Origin of the sequence: Tardiphaga sp. (assembly GCF_041424195.1) — a bacterium.
In the GTDB taxonomy this organism is placed as follows: domain Bacteria; phylum Pseudomonadota; class Alphaproteobacteria; order Rhizobiales; family Xanthobacteraceae; genus Tardiphaga.
In genome coordinates this window covers 44,519-61,260 of record NZ_JBGMOE010000050.1, presented here as the reverse complement: position 1 = coordinate 61,260, position 16,742 = coordinate 44,519, and the positions used below count along the sequence as shown (strand labels likewise).

The window sequence follows — 16,742 nt, the reverse complement described above, 5'->3', positions numbered from 1 at the left end:
GGGGACAACCAACGGAGCAAATGGCGATAGCTGGTGGGGTGCGGTCGGGCAGGTTTCGGGAGATCGATGACAATAGCTGCCAGATCCGCAAGGCGCGCGGGGGTCTGGGCCGTACTGCGCCTCGTCCTGAAACGCTCGGCATCCGATGGGCGTTAGCGCGATTCCAAAAATTTCACGGGACGTGATTCCCGGTAGCAAGTTCCCCTATCGTGAGACCTTGCGTCCGAACCCTTTGCGCGGCGATTGGTCGGACTGCAAGTCGGGACGGGTCACTGCAACGATCTGTTCTCGTTCGGCCAGGTGACGGGCGATTATCGCGTCCGGATCGAATCCGTCGCGTGGATCTCCCCCCGGCGTGACCTTGGGCAGAATTGGCGATGGGGCAGGCGCCGCCTGTTGCCGCCATGAAGGCACGGTGACCCCGCCGGCGGCTCGACAACTGACCAGCTTGGTGATGAGCGCCGTGAGTTCTTCCTCGTCGAGTCCGAGCAGTCCGATGGGGACGAGCAGACGCGTCGGACCACCCATGCTGTTCCGCGTCGCCTCAATCACGACGTTTTGCCGCGTCCCCGCCGCGAAGCGCACCTTGAGATCGAACATCGAACTCGTGTGGACGTAAATGTCGTCGGCATCGTTCCAGAGCATCCGGCTTTCGCCTAGGAGGCCTTGAACGACGACCGCCTCCGCATCGAAACGAACCACGGTCCGGTCGCCGAAGATCCGCGCGACAAGCAGCACGGCTTGCGCGAAGAGGATGATGCCGATGACCGTCACGGGGACGTGGAGACCGCCGAAGGCGTTTGCGAACACGAACATGAGCAATGCCGGGATCGCGAGCGTCGCTGCATGCCGCCCAAGAGCCTCGATGGAGCATTCATAGGTGCCTGATTGCAAGCCCACACCCCGCAATGGCTGGGCTGGTTGGGGTTTGCGGTCGTGAAGCAGGCTTTCTCGCTTCTCGGGACCACGAGCCCGCCGGTTCCATCCGACAGCGACCAAGGCGATCAGTCCCAGGACCCACATCCAACGGTTGCCCGCGAGATAGGGGAGCAGTGACATCAGAAGACCAAACCCGAAGATGATCATCAGGTAGGTGTGGAGGACCTTCCTTGCGCCCTGACCGATCCCCTTGCTGCCCTCGATGGCAACCTTTCTGGTCTCGCGAAGGGCGGTGACGGCAGCTCCCTCGCGGAAGTCTTTCTCTGTCGGCTTGCGGATCATTGGCACTCTCCCTGTCGGATCGCGGTGCCGCATCCGCTGGAAAACCGGTTCGAACACGATGCTTGCACAAATCGACTTGGGATCGGTTTCGTCGGCGAGACTTAAAATGACGTAAAACCGTTAAGCGTCTTCCCGTCAAAGTTTTATAAAGCAACGCGCCTTATCGGTCCTCCCATATCAAAGGGAGGAAACCAAATATGGATATGCTTTGGTGGGTGCTAGGCGGCACATTCGTCGTGATCGGTCTCGCGGCCTATATCATCTTCCGGGTGTATACGAGGACGGGCAACACGCTGATCGCTCTGGATCAGCGGTGTGACACCGCTCTGGCGGACGTCGACGTCCATCTGAAGCATCGCCATAATTTGATCCCCGGTCTGGTGGAGGTAACGAAGGGCGTCGCCAAGCACGAGCAGGAGATCATCCTCGGCATCACGACCGCACGGGCCCAGGCGCTCGGCATGGTAGCGCCGGCCGTGCGCCTGGAAGCAGAAGGCAATCTCACCGCGCAGATCAGCACGCTCTTGTCCGCAGTCGAGAAGTATCCAGACCTGCGCGCGCTCCCGGAATTCACGCAGCTCCGTCAGCAGCTTGTGGACTGCGAAAACCGGATTACGGCGGCTCGGCGGTTCTACAATCTGGCGATCGAGGAATATAATACCGTGATGCGCCAGTTCCCCGGCAGTTTTGTCGCGCAGAGGCGCAGCATGAGCGGCCGCCAAGCCTTTGGCCTGGGCGTCGAACGAACTACGGTCGACAAGCCCGTCGCGATCGCTTTCTGATCTGATGCCAGGGCAATTCGCGTGAGCGAGCCGACAGGGCTTTATGGCTGGATCCGGAGCAACGATGGTCGGTCGACGACATTGTTCGTCGGCTTCCTTCTCGCGATCCAGCCGATCGCGGCACTCGCGCTGTTCCTGCCTTTGGCTCTCGTCGACCCGGAACATGCGCCATTCCTCGACTGGACTGGCTATGCGACGCGCTACATGCTCCTGGTCGCGCTGGCGTCGGTCATCTGGTTCGCTTGCCAGATGTTCTGGCATATCGAGACCGTAAAGCGCGCCATTGGCTTCGAATTTATCGACGACAGCGAGGAGCCGCGCTTATGCCGGCTGATCGAGCCGCTGATCATGATGCTGGGATTGCCCATCCCCTATGTAGGGGTGATCGCGTCTCCGGCTCTGAATGCCTTCGCTTGCGGCATCGGGCGCAAGAAAGCCGTAGTCGTGGTGACGCGAGGCCTGATCGACAGCCTCGACGACGACGAGCTTTCCGCCGTCCTCGCGCACGAGCTCAGCCATATCAAGAACGGCGATATCCGACTGATGGCGGCGGCCAACATCTTCATGTCGGCGCTGACGCGGCTTCATCAAAACAACCCGCTCAAGCTCACCGTCGTCCATGCGCTCATGGCGATCGCCGTGCCGGCGATCCTGCCACTCGCTCTCGCCGCGACGTTCGTCGGCCATCTGGCGCTGCGAGTAGGGCAGGTCTCGCGATTACTCATCGCGTCATCGCGCGAATTCATCGCCGATGCGGAGGCTGTCCAGCTCACCAAGAATCCGGCCGCGCTCGCGGCGGCATTGGTCAAGGTCGAGCATGACTATCACGTCGAGGGTGCCCGGACTGAAGACGATGCGATGATGATCGCCGGTGATACCGAGGGAAGCAATGCGACCCACCCGACGGTCGTCCAGCGCGTCACAGCACTTGCGCGCACGACGGGATCGATGGTGTTCAATGCTCCATCCGCCTCGCGGGGATTCGGTCGCGTGGCGCGTTCTGCAACGCTGGAACAAGCGGAGGCCGCGGCGTTGCTGCGCCGGTTGCCGCCGACACGGGCGATCTCCCGCGTGCAAGCTCAGGCGCGAGAGAACTTCACGGGACTGACGCGCAACGGCGTACTGTTGGCGGCGGCTACGCTTTTCAGTTTGATGTGCATCCATGCCTCTGAACTCGACAATCCTCGCGCGATCGCGGCGAAGTTCGACGTTCGACCACTCGGTCTCGTGCTGGGGATGCCGTTCGCCTGCCAGTATTTCCCAAAGGGAGAAACCTGCACGAAAAGCCTGGATAGCAGAAGCTATCGCGACTTCGAAGGACAGAAGAATACCCTCGCTGGCTGGCTCGCCAGCGTGAACAAGGATCAGAATAACCAGGATGGGGCCGCCGGGTCTCCGGTGAAATAGTGTCGGAGCAGCGGCGATCTTGATAGATCTCGTGCCGATCCAAGAACGAATGTTGATTTTCGAGAAATACAAAAGCTCGCATGGATAGTGAAATCTGGTGGGAAAGGGGCCGGATCCTCACAGGACCGCCTAGGCGATAGCGATCACTTCACCGCGTAGAAAAATCCTGTTGGAAAGATGCTAATTTGAGATCGATGGGAACCTGAAATCTATCAGATTTTCACCAATTTCGAACTGATTATAACAGCTGGCATCAGAAAAAGCAGACCGGCGATCATCAAGTTTTGATGCGGTTTAATCAGGAGTTGAACTGCAATCACAATGCAAGCCACGGCGGCAGCGGCGAAGACGCCGATGAGTGCAAAAGTTGTCCAATGATATGCACCGAGCATAAGAATAAACCCTATCCCGAGCGAACCCGAGCCGTATGTGGCCGCCGCTGCGAACAGGAAGAGACCTTCGACTATGGCGAGAAGGCGCATCATGACTAGCGGCGTAAAATGGCGGAGTTAAAATCTTGTTCCTCCAATCGAACGCAACGGAGGGCGGCACACCCATCAGGTGTCTTTTTTGCGAGTGTCCGCTTCTGAGCATCGCGCATTGGTTCATAATCGTCGGGAAGTGGGTCGACTGCCGACCGTCACCGTCGAGTAGCGCCGCTGGCGGTCGAATGCTTCAAATCAGCACCTCAGGATCCGCCCTCCCCTTGTCATCGCTTGCCGTTACGGCCATGATTCGACCTGCGCGGTGATTATCTGGCAGCCGCGCGATCGGAATGATCCGCCAGGCATTATGAGCGCCGGTCCATGAGGGACAGGCGGCCGTACCGGACAAGGGCAAGCCGTCAGGCAGCCTGACGGCGGCGTAGCGCTGGAAAACGCGTCGGGCTGGCTTGCCAGTGCGATTGCGATGCCGCGCGAGGTTGATGCGTGTCGTCCTCTTCGAACCCGCCTTTCCCGCTTGGCCGACCACCGCTGTCGGTCTCGTCCGGCTGTCACAATAGCCCCTCGCCGGTCATTCTGCTCGAGGCAGATCCGCTCCCGGCGCCGACGCTCGAAGATGCCTATCGGACCGAACGGCGCGACCTGATGGCCTATCTCGGCCGGCGCGCCGGGCACGATCAGGCGCAGGACCTGGTGCAGGAAGTGTTCGCACGAGCGGCCGGAAGCCCACAGGTGGCGAGCCTCGCCAATCCCGCGGGCTTTCTGCGTCGGATCGCGCGTAACTTGCTGATCGACCGCGCGCGCTGGCGCGAGAAGAACAATGTCATGCTGTTCCCGATCGATCAGCATCGCGACATTCCGACCGCACCACAGCAGGAATGGGGATTGGAGGCCGAGGATCTGCACGGGGTTTATGAGAAGGCGGTCGACACGCTGCCCGAGAAGACACGGCGCGTGTTCCTGATGCACCGCATCGACGAATTGAGCTATCGCGAGATCCATGAGCAACTGGGGATCAGTGTCGCGACCGTGGAATATCATATGATGAAGGCACTCGCCCACATCGCGCGCGCGGTGGACAGCTCCCGATGAACGACAATGAATATGGTGATTTCGGCGCTCGCGATGCGATCGAGGAACAGGCGATCTCGTGGTTCATCCGATTGCGCCGCCAGGATGATGCGTCGCTTAAACATGAGTTCGACGCATGGATTGCCGCGTCTCCGGCCCATGCCGAAGCGTATCGGCGGGTCGAGCGGAATTTCGCCAACGCCGGGATTGTCAGGAATTCTCGCCACATGCCGCGCTGGCGGCGCGCGGCGCCAAACAGGTGGGCACTCGCCGCTGCCGTTGCCGCGGCAGCCGCAATAGCCGGGGTCGCGCTGCGACCAGATTTGGTCGGTATTGGACCACCCGGCACGAAAGTCATGGCGGGCACGCCTTTGGCAACCCGTCATGGGGAGATCCATACATACCGCCTGTCGGACGGTTCCGATGTCACGCTGGATTCGGACAGTCGCGTCGAGGTGGCAATGTCCGAGGTCGAGCGCCGGGTAAAACTGCGCAAGGGCAATGCCCGCTTCGCGGTGGCGACCGATCCCAGGCCATTCGTCGTCGAGGCCGGTGCCGGCGCGATCCGCGCCAATCAGGCCGTCTTCGACGTCAGTTCCTCCCCGCAACGGGTGATCCAGGTGCGGCTGTTGTCGGGAACCGCCGATATCCGGTCCAATCTGCAACCGGCCGTCTTCACGGTCACGACGAAACCACTTCTGACCGGCGCGCCGGTTCGATATTCCGCCACGGACTATGGCCCGGAAACCGTCTCCGATAGCAGCATCGACCGGAAAGACTGGCCGAGCGGCTGGGTCGAGTATCGATCGATCGCGCTGCGAGACCTGGTGGCGGAGGCCAACCGCTATGCCGGTCGCCCGATCCTCATCGATGGCGATGATGTCGGCGACCTGACCGTATCCGGCCGCTTCAAGCTGACCGACACCGCATCGTTTGTCTCCCGCATTGCCGAATTGTTCGACCTCAAGATTGAGCGCCGTCCGGACGGAATTCACCTCAGGCGCAAATAATTTTGCCGGGGCGACTAAGGTCGCCCCTTCTTCCTCGTCAGCAGCACCCCATGAGCGAGCCAGCCAGGCCCGCCGTTGAACGACATTGGGGGCAAGATGGTGGGGAAGCGGAATCTCGGGGCGTCCATGGTGCTGGCATGCGCGGTGGTCGCCGTGGCACCATCGCCAGCTTGGGCACAGGATCGTGAGGTCTATCAATTCGACCTGCCGGCGCAGGATCTGGGCGATGCGCTGCGGGCCGTCGCGGCAAGAGCAGGCTGGGAACTCTATGCATCCGCGGACGACATCAACGGCATCGCCGCACCGCGTTTGCGAGGGGCGCTGACCGCGCGCCAGGCCATCGAACAACTCCTCGCCCGCACCAACCTCTCGGCGCACTTCGCGAAGGGAGCGGTCATCATCCGGGGGCGATCATCCGTGGCGACGACAAGCAGCCCGGACAACGTCCAAGCCGACATCGTGGTGACCGGCACGCACATTCGCCATAGCCAGCCTACGACACCGGTGATCAGCGCCTCGCGCGAAGACATCGAGAGGAGCGGTCTCTCGAATCTCGGCGATTATATCCGCGATTTGCCGCAGAACTTCGGCGGGGGCCAGAATCCGGGGATCGCCGGCGGCGGCTCGCAGGGCGGCAACGAGAATCTGGGATCGACCTCCGCGCTCAACCTGCGCGGGCTGGGCCCTGATGCGACCCTGACGCTGATCAATGGCCACCGCGTCGCTTATGACGGCGCGGTCCAGGGCGTCGATATTTCCGCGATACCGCTCGCCGCGCTCGATCGTATCGAGATCGTCGCGGATGGCTCGTCGGCGCTTTATGGTTCTGACGCGGTCGGCGGTGTCGCCAACGTCCTTCTGCGCAAGGACTATACTGGCCTATGGACGTCGGCCCGGATCGCCGGAACGACCGATGGCGGCGATTTCCAGCAGGAATATAACGCCGTCACCGGCGGCAAATGGCAGGGCGGCGGCGTCATGGTCGCCGGCGACTATAATCGCTCCAGCGCGCTTCTGGCGCGCGACCGCTCCTATACGCAGACGATCGACGGCTCGACCAGCCTCATTCCGGCCCAGCGCCAGATCAGCGGAGTGCTGAGCGGCCATCAGGATGTGTCGTCGCGGCTCAGCTTCAATCTCGATGCGCAATATAGCCGGCGCAACAGCGACACGGCCTTGCCCACCACAGCGACCTCGGATGTTCGGATCAACGGGTCGCTCTATCAGCAGCGGGTGACGAGCTGGTCGATCACGTCTTCGGCGAAACTCGACCTCGCCGGCGACTGGCGTGTCGAACTCTCCGGCACGGCGGGCCGGAGCAAAACCGGCGTGACGTCCCAAGGCTATACCGTTGGCGCCCTGTCCTCGACGACCGGGGGCTTCTACGACAATCGCCTGCGCGCGGTCGAGCTTCGGGGCGACGGCTCGCTCCTGACCCTGCCGGGCGGCAATCTCGGGATTGCAGTCGGCGCAGGATATCGCGGCTTCTCGCTTCGCGCCAAATCCTTCATCAACGCGGCCGGGACGAGCACGACGCTGCTCAACATCGATCACACCGAGAATGTATCCTTTGCCTATGGCGAACTCTCGTTGCCGGTCTTCGGCCAAGGCAACCACCAGCCGTTCGCCGATCTGCTCCAGTTCTCCGCTGCCGTGCGCTACGAGCGCTATCAGGGCCTCGCCGACGTCGCCTCGCCCAAGCTGGGAATGATCTATCGGCCGATCCCCTCGATTACGATCAAGGGCGGCTGGGGCAAATCGTTCAAGGCGCCGACCTTCTACCAGCGCTACAAGGTATATCAGGCGATCCTGCTGCCCGCCGGGGCTTTGGGCGGGACCGGTGCCATAGCCGCCAGTCCGGTTCTTTATCTCGCCGGCGGCAATCCGGACCTGAAGCCCGAGCGCTCCACCAACTGGAATATCTCGGTCGCCTATGCGCCGCCCTCGATTCCGGCACTCAAGCTGGAGGCCAATTACTTCAACATCCGCTATCGCAACCGCGTTGTGAACCCGATCACGTCGGTCCTCGGGCTCTTCACCAACCCGATCTACAGCAGCCTGATCACGGTGAATCCAAGCCCGGCGCTGCTCGATCAACTGATTGCCCCGGCCGTCGGCGCTTTTGGGCTTCAGAACGTCACGGGCCAACCCTACGACCCGTCCAGGGTCTATGCGGTTGTGGACGCGCGGTCGCAGAATACTGCCTATCAGACGATCGAGGGCGTCGACCTTTCCGGCCAGTATCGGTTCGATCTGGGCGATGGCGATCGCATCCTGATCAATGCCGCTGGCAGCTATCTCGACAGCAACCGGCGCCTCATCGCTGGCCAGCCGACCACGCCGGCCTCTGGTGTCATCTTCATGCCGCCGCACTGGCGTGCGCGGGGCGGTGTCACCTGGGACACGGACTCGACGTCGCTGTCCGCCTTCGTGAACTATGTCGGCGGGGTCGAAGACCAGCGGGCGCTGCCCTTCACGCATATTGGCTCCTTCACCTCCGTCGATCTCGCACTGCGCTTCGCTCCGCCGGGCAGATTAGGCTTCATGCGCAACCTCGAATTCACGATCGCCGCGACGAACCTCCTGAATGAGAAACCCGCGGCGATCCGGCAGTCGACGGTTATCGACCCGACCTATGATTCAACCAACTATTCCGCGGTCGGCCGGGCTTTGTCCCTCACTGTCGCCAAGCGCTGGTGAGCCATGCGCAATCTTCGCATTGCCCTCGCACTGGCAGGCCTTGCCGCACCTATCGCGTCTGCGCACGCAACGGATGCGTGCCAAGATCTCGACTGGCGCCGTGCACAGCAATCCATCGTCAAGCGCGCCCTGACGGCCGAAGACCTCGTCCGGCTTCGCGATATCGGCCAGGCCGGCGACATGGAACCGGCCGAGCACGTCATGACGCTGTCGCCCGACGAACGATGGGTCGCGTTCCAGATTCGTCAGGCTGACCCCGTCGCCAATCGTTATTGCCTGGCGATGGTCGTTCAGCCGCTTGACGGTGGCGAGGCGCGGTTCGTCGATGAGGGCGGCGATTTCATGCTCGCGCCCGACGGTGTGCCGACGGTCCCCGCAACCGCCATCGGCACGGCCAGAACGATCACGCCGCGCTGGTTCCCGGATGGACGCGCCATCGCCTTCCTCAAGCGGACCAAGGGTGGCGATCGCGTCTGGCGCACGGATATCGCAGGCGCACGCAGCGCGCCGGTCACGCCCGAAGGGCTCGATGTCGCGGATTTCCGCATCATCGACAATGCGAGGATTGTCGTTCGGTTCGTGACGCTTCCGCCTGCCGTGACGACCGAGTTCGATGCGGAAAGCCGCACCGGCTATCATTATGACGAGCGCTTCGTGCCCATGCGCGCCAGCGTGCCGATCCTTGGCAAGACCGAGGCCCACTTTGCGGTGTTCGACAGTGCAACAGGACGGCAGAGCGAGGCAGGCAAGTCGGATATTGCGCTGTTTGATGCACGCGTAGGCAGTGTCTCAACCGGGGAACCCTGCACACCGTTCCGGTCGCCTGCGGGCCAAGGATTCATCGCGCCTACCCGGATCGAGCTGCGCTGCGGTGGTGCATCGCCGCTCCTGTGCGATGCAACAGCATGTCAGGATAGCTATGGTCCACTCTGGCTTTCGGGCAAGCGCGTGCGGTTCATTCGACGCGAAGGCTGGGCGCATATGACCACAGCTATCTATGAGTGGTGGCCGGGAACCGCTCACGTTCGCCGCCTCTATTCGACCGGCGACGCCCTGATCGATTGTCAGCCACGCCAGACGCAGGACCTGATCTGTCTGCGCGAGACGTCCCTACGCCCGCGGTATCTGGTCGCCATCGACCTTGCGCGGGGCCGAGTGCGCGAAATCGCCGACCCGAATCCCGAATTCGCCCAGCTCACTTTGGGCGCAGTCGAGCGGATCAAGCTCACCAGCAGCCTCGGTATCCCAGCCTATGTCGATACGGTCCTGCCGACCGACTACCAGCCCGGCCAGCGTTATCCGCTTATCGTCGTCCAATATCAGTCACGCGGATTCCTGCGCGGCGGGGTGGGTGATGAATTCCCGATCCAGCTCTTCGCGAACAACGGCTTTGCGGTACTCAGCCTTCAACGCCCGGCCCCGGCCGGGGCCGTCGCCGACGCGACCGACCCCATCGACATCGATCGCCGCAATCTCATCGGCTTCGCCGATCGCCGCAACGTGCTCTCCGTTATCGATAAAGGAATCGATGCACTGATTGCGCGCGGGGTCGTCGAACCCAGTGCGATCGGCATTACCGGGCTGAGCGACGGCTCCTCGACCGTGCAATATGCGGCGGTCAACAGCAGCCGGTTTTCGGCGGGTATCCTGAGCGGCTGTTGTTGGGAGCCCCAGCAGAGCGGCTGGGTCGGTCCCGCTTACACCGCCCGCTTCGCCGCGATCGGCTGGCCAGGCGTCTCGACAGAGGTGCCGGCCTTCTGGCGGCAGATGTCGCTCATCCAGAACGCGCACCGCGTGCATATGCCGCTATTATTCGAGGCGGCGGATGACGAATTGCGCGCGGCAGTCGACAGCGTCACGGCCCTTCGCGAGGCCGGCAAGCCCGCCGACCTTTTCGTATTTCCGGGCGAGTTCCACCTCAAATGGCAACCCGCGCACCGGCTTGCCGCGTATCAGCGTGGTCTCGACTGGTTCATGTTCTGGTTACGGGACAAGCGACCGGAGGATCCGCGGCGCGAGGCTGAGGTGAAGCGATGGGCGGCGATGAAATCGGGGGCCACGCGCTGAACATGGCCTTCGATCGGTTCGCCACTGACAGCCAATGGTGTGCCCAAGCCTCGGCATCGAGAAGTTGGAGCAGGCGGGCATAATTGTGGCCCCGCATCAGGGCACTTTCCGTCAATGCTTGCTCCAGAGAATCGCGGTCGACCAGATGCTCGCGGACCAATCGGCCATCCAGCAGGATCTCACGAATGGCCTCGCGATGGATTTGCATGATCTGCGATGCAAAACCATCTGGGCCGCCCTTGAGACGCCTATGCAGCACTGAGGCGGGAATGACGTCCATGAACGCGCGCCTTGCGCGGGCCCGATCGACGCCGCCTTCACAGGCCACCCAGCTTGGCGTGGCAAGCGCCAGTTCGAGGATAGGCTGCGACATCAACGGGTGTACGGACGCAAATGGCCAGCGGCGGTCGTGGCATTCCAGATAGGCATGCGCGCGAAGGATCATCGCGACGTGCGCGTGCTTGCCGGGAAGGCAGTCTTGCGGCGCCTCCAGCCATGGGTGATCGAATGGACGCGCATTGAGGCGCGCGGTGATTTCAGGTGTCAGCAATCGCCGATCGGTTGGCCATCGGTACTTCGGGCCGGGTCGCCGCGGCACGCGAGCAGCCTCTCGCAGCACCGTTGTCGTCCTGGCGCCGGTCAGCTTGCAGATATCCTGAAGGGTCGAGAAAAGCCCGCTAGTCAGCCCGTCGGTCATCAGGCGGTCGACCAGAGGCCGAGCCGACTGGGTTAGTTGAAATATATTGTCCCCGCCTACGCCCGAAAAGAATGCCGCCGCGCCTTGTCGGCGCACGCTCTCGATCACGACGGCGTCATAGGCTTGCAGTTGCGCCATGCCGCCTGGAAAAGGGCGATGTGCAAGGCTCGGACGAGCAATGTCGATCGCCTCTAATGCGTAGCGGGCGCGCTCGAGCGGAATGTCGAGCACGCTGCAAAGAGCTTCCGCATACGGTGTTTCATCGCCCTGCGCGTCCCCGGTCGAGATCGTCAGCGCCGTCACCTCTTCCCGGTCAAGGCCGCAGGCGACGATCGACGAGTCGAGTCCGCCGGAAACGCCGGCAACGATGCGGCCATGGCGAATCTGCCAGGCCCGCATGCACTGCGTCGCGACATATCGCAGGGCGTCCGGCCCTCTGTCGGGCGCGGCGATATGCGTCCAGGGAGACCACAACAGGCTGGTGCCCTGCTTATCAGGCGGCAACGAAACCGCCGTACCGGGAATAATTTGCCGAAGCCCGGCGAGCGCGGTGGATTCGCCCGGGAACCCGTTGGTGTAGAAGAACCACGCGATCTCATCCCAGTCGATCACAGGCGAGTAGCACCCCGCCTCCGCCAGGAGCGGCGCGTCAGATGCCACATACCAGCCATCGTCGCGCTCGACATAATAGGCCGGAAGCGCGCCCGATGGGTCGCGCAAGACCTGGATATGCCGATCCTCCTGGGACATAGCGACATAGCCACCCCAATAGTTTCGCAAGAGCCCGGCAAAGTCGCCGGCAGAGGCGGCCACCCGGCCGCCCGAAAGTGCCGCAACGTCCGCTACATCATCACGCGCGAAGAGATCGCCGACAACGATACCGCGCCCGCCGTCGAGCCGAGCCCAATGATCCGGCTCGCTGAGATAAAGACAATATCGGGAAGTCCGTACCGCCGCGACCAGTCCAGCGGTCGCCATGATAGCGTCCAGAGAGGCCGGGCAGACTTGCCCGGCCCTCGCGACAACAAGGAGGTATCTCAGTCCCATTAGACGACGTGGATAGGCGTGAACAGGCGGACGCGCTCAAGGCTGTCGTTATCGACACGTGCTCCGGACTGCACCCAGCAATGCGCGCCGAATGGATTGATCTTGACCCCGATCACTAGCGACGGCCGGTGGCCGTAGCGGAGCGCCAGACGCCGAAACGCCAGCGATCGTGGGAGACATTCGTTCGCCTCGCCGAACAAACTCGCGATACGCTCGAAGGCTCTGCGCAACCGTCCAAGATCCTGTTCATTGGCATCCTGGTGATCGCTGGGCCGTCGTGCTGCTTCGTCAGTAAGAAGGCGGCGAAGGGAGATACTCCGAACCTGCCAGGTAGCGACACCCTGCGCGGCCAGTGCTACAACCGTAGAGCTGGCCTGCCTCGCGGGCATTATCTCGTGAGTAGGGAGAGGAAGGATCTCGCGCGGTTGATGCGTCCCCGTTCCCGGCTGGATCACCCGCAATGCGATCAGCCGATCAACGTCGGTTTGGGGAATCGCCTGTTCGCCAGCCATGAACGCCACGAACGGACCGCAAAGTTGCGCAGGCAGCGTCGAATAGCGACGCGAATCCAGATCCATGAAGATCGGGCGCCCGTCGCACAGGCAGTATGAGAGTCCCTCGCGGATTCCTAAGGACATAATGCCTCGGCGAAGCGCGCGCGGCCAAGCCACGCGCGCCCGTTGCCGTCAGTCGTTGGAGATGCCGAACGGCTGCTGCAGCGACGTCAGGCTATCGGCGACGATGCCGACCGGCCCCTTGGTCTCGACGACGACGTCGCCGAGGTCGATGAGTTCCTCGCTCACTTCATTGCGCTGTGTCATGATGACGTCCTTCCGAATACGCGACTCGATTGCCGCTTTGGAAGGCTATGAACGGCGCACCGCGCCGACTATTTTATAATCCAATTATAATCGCTTGGGCGCTCATCCGCGCGATCATTATCTGCAAAATGGTCCTGGGTGACCGAGCAGTGAGAACGTGCATTGGGGCACGCACTGGCACCTTTAGCTTTGGGCCTGGACATACGCACCAGTCGCCCGGTCGCGCCGTTTTGGACGTAGCCCGCAGACCGGATTCCATGTGTTAAGAGTGCCTTGCCGCTTCAAGGGGCCGAATGTGTCATTTGCGCGAAAGATCAAGCCTGGCCGCGCTTGCGCCTGACGAATCCACGATCCGCGTCCATAAAACGCTCCAGCATAGGGGGCACAAGCCGCTCGATCGCAAGTGGCCGGTCCAGCCCGGTTTCGCGGGCATGCTCCTGGGCATAGCGAAGCAGTTCACGATGGACGGCTCCCGGAAGCTCGATCGTCAGTTTGACGGGTCTGTCATCCTCGATGCGTCCCAGCCGCAGCTTGGTCATTGCCTGCCTCCCACGTCTTCGAGGACAAGGTCGCGCGTCACGATCACGCGCAATGGAAAACCGGCGCGGATTGTGAGGGTCGGTGGAACACCGACCTCGCGCTGGACGAGTTGCCGCCCGGTCTGATTGATCGTGTCCTGCGTCCCGTAGCGAAGCGCGCGCGTCAGCTCGTCGTCGCTATCGGTCGCGAACTCGCTCCCGACCCCCAGCAATGTCGAGATGAGCGCCGCGCGCAGCATGTTGCCCCAATGGTAGTTCGTCCGGTCCTGCAAACCGGCCATACCAGCGGTGTCGGCACCGGGCTGGCGATCGAGCAGGATCGAGCGGCCATCGGGAAGGATCAGGCGATCCCAAGCAAGCAGCACACGGTTCTGCCCGGCCGACACCTCACTGCTATATTCGCCGATCAGTCGCGATCCCTGCGGGATAAGCAGGATGCGGCCGGTTGGGCTGTCAAAGACATTCTGGGTCACTTGCGCGGTAATCTGGCCGGGAAGATCGGACCGGATGCCGGTGATCAGTGCAGCCGGGATGATGCTGCCGGCTTGTAGGACATTGGGTGAAACAGGCGCCGACAAACGCTCGGCGCTTACGCTCACGCGGTTCGGCGACGCCGCAAGAAACGCCCGGTTACCGGCTTGCCCGGTGGTGGGCGGCGTATCTCCCGACGTGGCCAGGCCGACCGAGCCGGTGAGAGCCGCTGGCTGGACGGCTGCTGCGGATGTGGCTGGACCGGCTACAGCGCTGGCATTCTGTCCAGCGAGAAAGAGCGTGCTGGTGCGTGCTGAATCTCGTTCCTGCATTAGATGCTGGCGGGCCTGTTCGGCAGCGACGGCGCGAGGGTCGGAGCCACCGGCGCCCATCGGCGGAGCTGAGACTGGCTGGCCGTTGGTCTGCGCGTTCAGGATGGGTCTGCCGAGGTCGCCCGGAAGAGGTTGGCCGAGTTTCGGCGCGCTGGAATAATCGGCCGGTGCACCGGTGACTGCGGCAGCCTTGGCGCTGTGCTCGTTGCTGTAGAGGTTTGGTGGCAGCGAGGCGGGCTTCTGGTGCTGCAACGCATAGATGAGCGACCCGCCGATCCCCATGCCGGCGGCTGCGCCGATCACGGCCAGCGTCTTTCGGGATAACCGTGTCACGCGCGGCGTCGGGCCGCGCAGCTGAAATGCCTCCATATTGGATGTATCGTCGCGCTCGGGAGAGGCGGGCTGCTCCGGGGGGGTCTTGTCCTGCCCGTCGGTCATGATTGCCTCCGGCGGCGTGTATCATCGCGCGTGATCCGGACGCGCTGAATCCGCTTCCTGGCACCCAGCCGCAGTTCGGCGGCGCCGAACAGGCGATCGACCACCAGATAGCGGCCTTGCACCCGGAAATTGACCAGCTCGTCCTTGCCGTCGGCACCGACGACGAACAGCGGCGGCATCTCCGTCGTGGCGATCCCTTCCGGAAATTCCACATAGGTCTGGCGGCCGTCATCGAATGCCCGAACCGGGCGCCAGGCTGGCGTGTCGCCTTCTATGCGATAGCGAAAGTTCAGCGCGGCGGGGTCGATGCCAGTGGCGACCGGTGCGACGCGCTCGCTCTCGGCCCGGGCGGTGCGCAACGCGACAAGCATGTCCTGCGGATAGGTCCAGGAGATCGCCGCCATATAGACCCCGGATGTGGCCCTCAATTCGAGATGATAGGTCCGCCGGTCGGTATTGATGACGAGATTCGTGACCAGATCGGCGCGGGTGGGCTTCGCGAGGATATGGACCTGCCTCGCCGAGTCGCTGCCGCTCACCGTATCGCCGATGATCCATCGCACGGTATCGCCGGCTGCGACTGGCCCAGGGCCAACCAGTTGCTCGCCCGGCTGGAGTGCGATGTCAGTGACGCGACCGGGAGCGGTGTAGATCTGGTAGAGCGCGCCGTCCGCATAGGGAAATTGCTGGATCGCGTTCAGCCAGGCGCTTCGGTCGGGTTCGACCCGCGCGGCGGCGTTGGCGCGACCGACCCGATCCTTCGGGTCGCCGGGCGGAGCGGGCTGCGCTGCAGGCGGATCGATCGGCTTCAGCTGGCCGGGCAACGGGAGCGGCGTCGGGATCGCGACGATCTGAATCCTGGGCGATGGCTGGTCCGATGGCGTCGGCGATGCCGGCGAGGATGTCGACGGCGCGCTCTGTGCGAGCGATGATGTCGAGGCCGCCGTGGCGAGAATGGCGGCAAGCAGGGAAAGGGGAGCTGAGCGGGCGCGGCCAGGCGGATGAAACGGTGTCATTGGCTGAGTTCCTTTGACCAGTTGAGGGCGTCGACGAAGAGGCCGAGGGGATTCTTGCGAAGCTCATCGGGCGTGCGGGGCGTGTGGATCGTTACGGTCATGATCGCCGACCAGCGTGTGGTCGAAGCGAGGGAGCCGTCTTGATAGCGGCGCTCGGTCCAGTTGACCTGGAAGCTGTCGGGCGAGGCGCGAATGACGCTCGCTACGTCCACAGCCACCTGCACCTTGCCGACCTGGGGAAATGGATCGTTGTTACGGGCATAATCGTTGAGCGCGAGGGCACCCCGATCGCTTGCGAAGTCGTAGGCCCGCAGCCAGTTCTGGCGCAGCACGATCGGATCGGCCGGGATTGAGCGCACATTTTCGATGAAGCGCGCCAGATGGAACGCTACCTGGGGATCGCTCGGCCGGTAATCGGCGCTCGCCGGCGCTACCGCCTGTGCTTCGCCTAGCTTGTCGACTTCGATCACCCAGGGCACGATCGTTCCACGTGCCGATTGCCAGACCAAGCCACCGGCAAGCCCGGCGGACAGCGCCAGGCAACCGAAAAAGGCCAGGCGCCAGTTCTTCGCCTGTACGCGCGCGGAGCCGATCCGGTCATCCCAGATCTGTTGCGCGCGCTGATAGGGCGTAACGGGCTCGGGCGTCTTCCCGTAACGGGTCGAGGGTCGTCGGAACAT

The 16,742-nt window shown here is 63.0% G+C and carries 15 protein-coding genes; 6 read left to right on the top strand and 9 right to left on the bottom strand.

Annotation, left to right across the window (positions count from 1 at the left end; all coding sequences use genetic code 11):
• Nucleotides 1–204: 204 nt before the first annotated feature.
• Nucleotides 205–1,221, bottom strand: coding sequence for a hypothetical protein (locus ACEK02_RS08330; protein WP_371421264.1), 1,017 nt, complete (start codon nt 1,219–1,221; stop codon nt 205–207).
• A gap of 197 nt (nt 1,222–1,418) precedes the next feature.
• Between ACEK02_RS08330 and ACEK02_RS08325 the strand changes: the two genes are divergently transcribed.
• On the top strand, nt 1,419–2,003 hold the full coding sequence (locus ACEK02_RS08325; protein ID WP_209516569.1) for a LemA family protein: 585 nt from the start codon (nt 1,419–1,421) through the stop codon (nt 2,001–2,003).
• A gap of 21 nt (nt 2,004–2,024) precedes the next feature.
• Complete coding sequence (locus ACEK02_RS08320) at nt 2,025–3,410, top strand: M48 family metalloprotease (protein WP_209516572.1); 1,386 nt, start codon at nt 2,025–2,027, stop codon at nt 3,408–3,410.
• A 212-nt stretch (nt 3,411–3,622) separates the two neighbouring features.
• Here the strand turns inward: ACEK02_RS08320 and ACEK02_RS08315 are convergent, their stop codons facing one another.
• Nucleotides 3,623–3,895: a hypothetical protein gene (locus ACEK02_RS08315; protein WP_209516574.1), complete on the bottom strand. Its 273-nt coding sequence runs from the start codon at nt 3,893–3,895 to the stop codon at nt 3,623–3,625.
• 444 nt (nt 3,896–4,339) lie between these two features.
• On the opposite strand from ACEK02_RS08315, the gene ACEK02_RS08310 reads away from it, so the two are divergent.
• The 4 genes from ACEK02_RS08310 to ACEK02_RS08295 all read left to right on the top strand — a co-directional run bounded on the left by ACEK02_RS08310 (nt 4,340) and on the right by ACEK02_RS08295 (nt 10,701).
• Nucleotides 4,340–4,945: an RNA polymerase sigma factor gene (locus ACEK02_RS08310; protein ID WP_209516576.1), complete on the top strand. Its 606-nt coding sequence runs from the start codon at nt 4,340–4,342 to the stop codon at nt 4,943–4,945.
• Nucleotides 4,942–5,934 carry a FecR domain-containing protein gene (locus tag ACEK02_RS08305; RefSeq protein WP_209516579.1) on the top strand — a complete coding sequence of 331 codons (993 nt, stop codon included), beginning with the start codon at nt 4,942–4,944 and terminating at the stop codon, nt 5,932–5,934. Before ACEK02_RS08310 ends, ACEK02_RS08305 begins: the two co-directional genes overlap by 4 nt.
• A 96-nt stretch (nt 5,935–6,030) precedes the next feature.
• Nucleotides 6,031–8,634 carry a TonB-dependent siderophore receptor gene (locus tag ACEK02_RS08300; protein ID WP_209516582.1) on the top strand — a complete coding sequence of 868 codons (2,604 nt, stop codon included), beginning with the start codon at nt 6,031–6,033 and terminating at the stop codon, nt 8,632–8,634.
• 3 nt (nt 8,635–8,637) lie between these two features.
• The gene (locus ACEK02_RS08295; RefSeq protein ID WP_371421263.1) at nt 8,638–10,701 is read left to right on the top strand and encodes an Atxe2 family lasso peptide isopeptidase; all 2,064 of its coding nucleotides are present in this window, start codon (nt 8,638–8,640) and stop codon (nt 10,699–10,701) included.
• Here the strand turns inward: ACEK02_RS08295 and ACEK02_RS08290 are convergent.
• The 7 genes from ACEK02_RS08290 to trbF form a co-directional block, all read right to left on the bottom strand.
• Nucleotides 10,607–12,376, bottom strand: a complete 1,770-nt coding sequence (locus ACEK02_RS08290; protein WP_209516588.1) for an asparagine synthase-related protein — start codon at nt 12,374–12,376, stop codon at nt 10,607–10,609. The genes ACEK02_RS08295 and ACEK02_RS08290 overlap by 95 nt on opposite strands.
• 68 nt (nt 12,377–12,444) lie before the next feature.
• On the bottom strand, nt 12,445–13,023 hold the full coding sequence (locus tag ACEK02_RS08285) for a lasso peptide biosynthesis B2 protein (RefSeq protein WP_209516591.1): 579 nt from the start codon (nt 13,021–13,023) through the stop codon (nt 12,445–12,447).
• A 108-nt stretch (nt 13,024–13,131) separates the two neighbouring features.
• Nucleotides 13,132–13,266 (bottom strand): benenodin family lasso peptide, encoded by a 135-nt coding sequence (locus ACEK02_RS08280; protein ID WP_209516595.1) that lies wholly within the window; start codon nt 13,264–13,266, stop codon nt 13,132–13,134.
• A 314-nt stretch (nt 13,267–13,580) separates the two neighbouring features.
• The gene (locus ACEK02_RS08275; protein WP_209516598.1) at nt 13,581–13,805 is read right to left on the bottom strand and encodes a DUF2274 domain-containing protein; all 225 of its coding nucleotides are present in this window, start codon (nt 13,803–13,805) and stop codon (nt 13,581–13,583) included.
• Complete coding sequence (locus tag ACEK02_RS08270) at nt 13,802–15,046, bottom strand: TrbI/VirB10 family protein (protein WP_209516601.1); 1,245 nt, start codon at nt 15,044–15,046, stop codon at nt 13,802–13,804. The genes ACEK02_RS08275 and ACEK02_RS08270 overlap by 4 nt, the downstream gene beginning before the upstream one ends.
• Nucleotides 15,043–16,062 carry a P-type conjugative transfer protein TrbG gene (gene trbG, locus ACEK02_RS08265; RefSeq protein ID WP_209516604.1) on the bottom strand — a complete coding sequence of 340 codons (1,020 nt, stop codon included), beginning with the start codon at nt 16,060–16,062 and terminating at the stop codon, nt 15,043–15,045. Before trbG ends, ACEK02_RS08270 begins: the two co-directional genes overlap by 4 nt.
• On the bottom strand, nt 16,059–16,742 hold the full coding sequence (gene trbF / locus ACEK02_RS08260) for a conjugal transfer protein TrbF (RefSeq protein ID WP_209516606.1): 684 nt from the start codon (nt 16,740–16,742) through the stop codon (nt 16,059–16,061). Before trbF ends, trbG begins: the two co-directional genes overlap by 4 nt.

Excerpts from the sequence above, each read along its gene's own strand:
- ACEK02_RS08275 (WP_209516598.1), bottom strand. The coding sequence starts at position 13,805 with ATGACCAAGCTGCGGCTGGGACGCATCGAGGATGACAGACCCGTCAAA.
- ACEK02_RS08330 (WP_371421264.1), bottom strand. The coding sequence starts at position 1,221 with ATGATCCGCAAGCCGACAGAGAAAGACTTCCGCGAGGGAGCTGCCGTC.
- ACEK02_RS08290 (WP_209516588.1), bottom strand. The coding sequence starts at position 12,376 with ATGGCGACCGCTGGACTGGTCGCGGCGGTACGGACTTCCCGATATTGT.
- ACEK02_RS08285 (WP_209516591.1), bottom strand. The coding sequence starts at position 13,023 with ATGGATCTGGATTCGCGTCGCTATTCGACGCTGCCTGCGCAACTTTGC.
- trbF (WP_209516606.1), bottom strand. The coding sequence starts at position 16,742 with ATGTTCCGACGACCCTCGACCCGTTACGGGAAGACGCCCGAGCCCGTT.
- ACEK02_RS08300 (WP_209516582.1), top strand. The coding sequence starts at position 6,031 with ATGGTGGGGAAGCGGAATCTCGGGGCGTCCATGGTGCTGGCATGCGCG.
- ACEK02_RS08295 (WP_371421263.1), top strand. The coding sequence starts at position 8,638 with ATGCGCAATCTTCGCATTGCCCTCGCACTGGCAGGCCTTGCCGCACCT.
- ACEK02_RS08305 (WP_209516579.1), top strand. The coding sequence starts at position 4,942 with ATGAACGACAATGAATATGGTGATTTCGGCGCTCGCGATGCGATCGAG.
- ACEK02_RS08270 (WP_209516601.1), bottom strand. The coding sequence starts at position 15,046 with ATGACCGACGGGCAGGACAAGACCCCCCCGGAGCAGCCCGCCTCTCCC.
- ACEK02_RS08315 (WP_209516574.1), bottom strand. The coding sequence starts at position 3,895 with ATGATGCGCCTTCTCGCCATAGTCGAAGGTCTCTTCCTGTTCGCAGCG.
- trbG (WP_209516604.1), bottom strand. The coding sequence starts at position 16,062 with ATGACACCGTTTCATCCGCCTGGCCGCGCCCGCTCAGCTCCCCTTTCC.
- ACEK02_RS08280 (WP_209516595.1), bottom strand. The coding sequence starts at position 13,266 with ATGACACAGCGCAATGAAGTGAGCGAGGAACTCATCGACCTCGGCGAC.
- ACEK02_RS08325 (WP_209516569.1), top strand. The coding sequence starts at position 1,419 with ATGGATATGCTTTGGTGGGTGCTAGGCGGCACATTCGTCGTGATCGGT.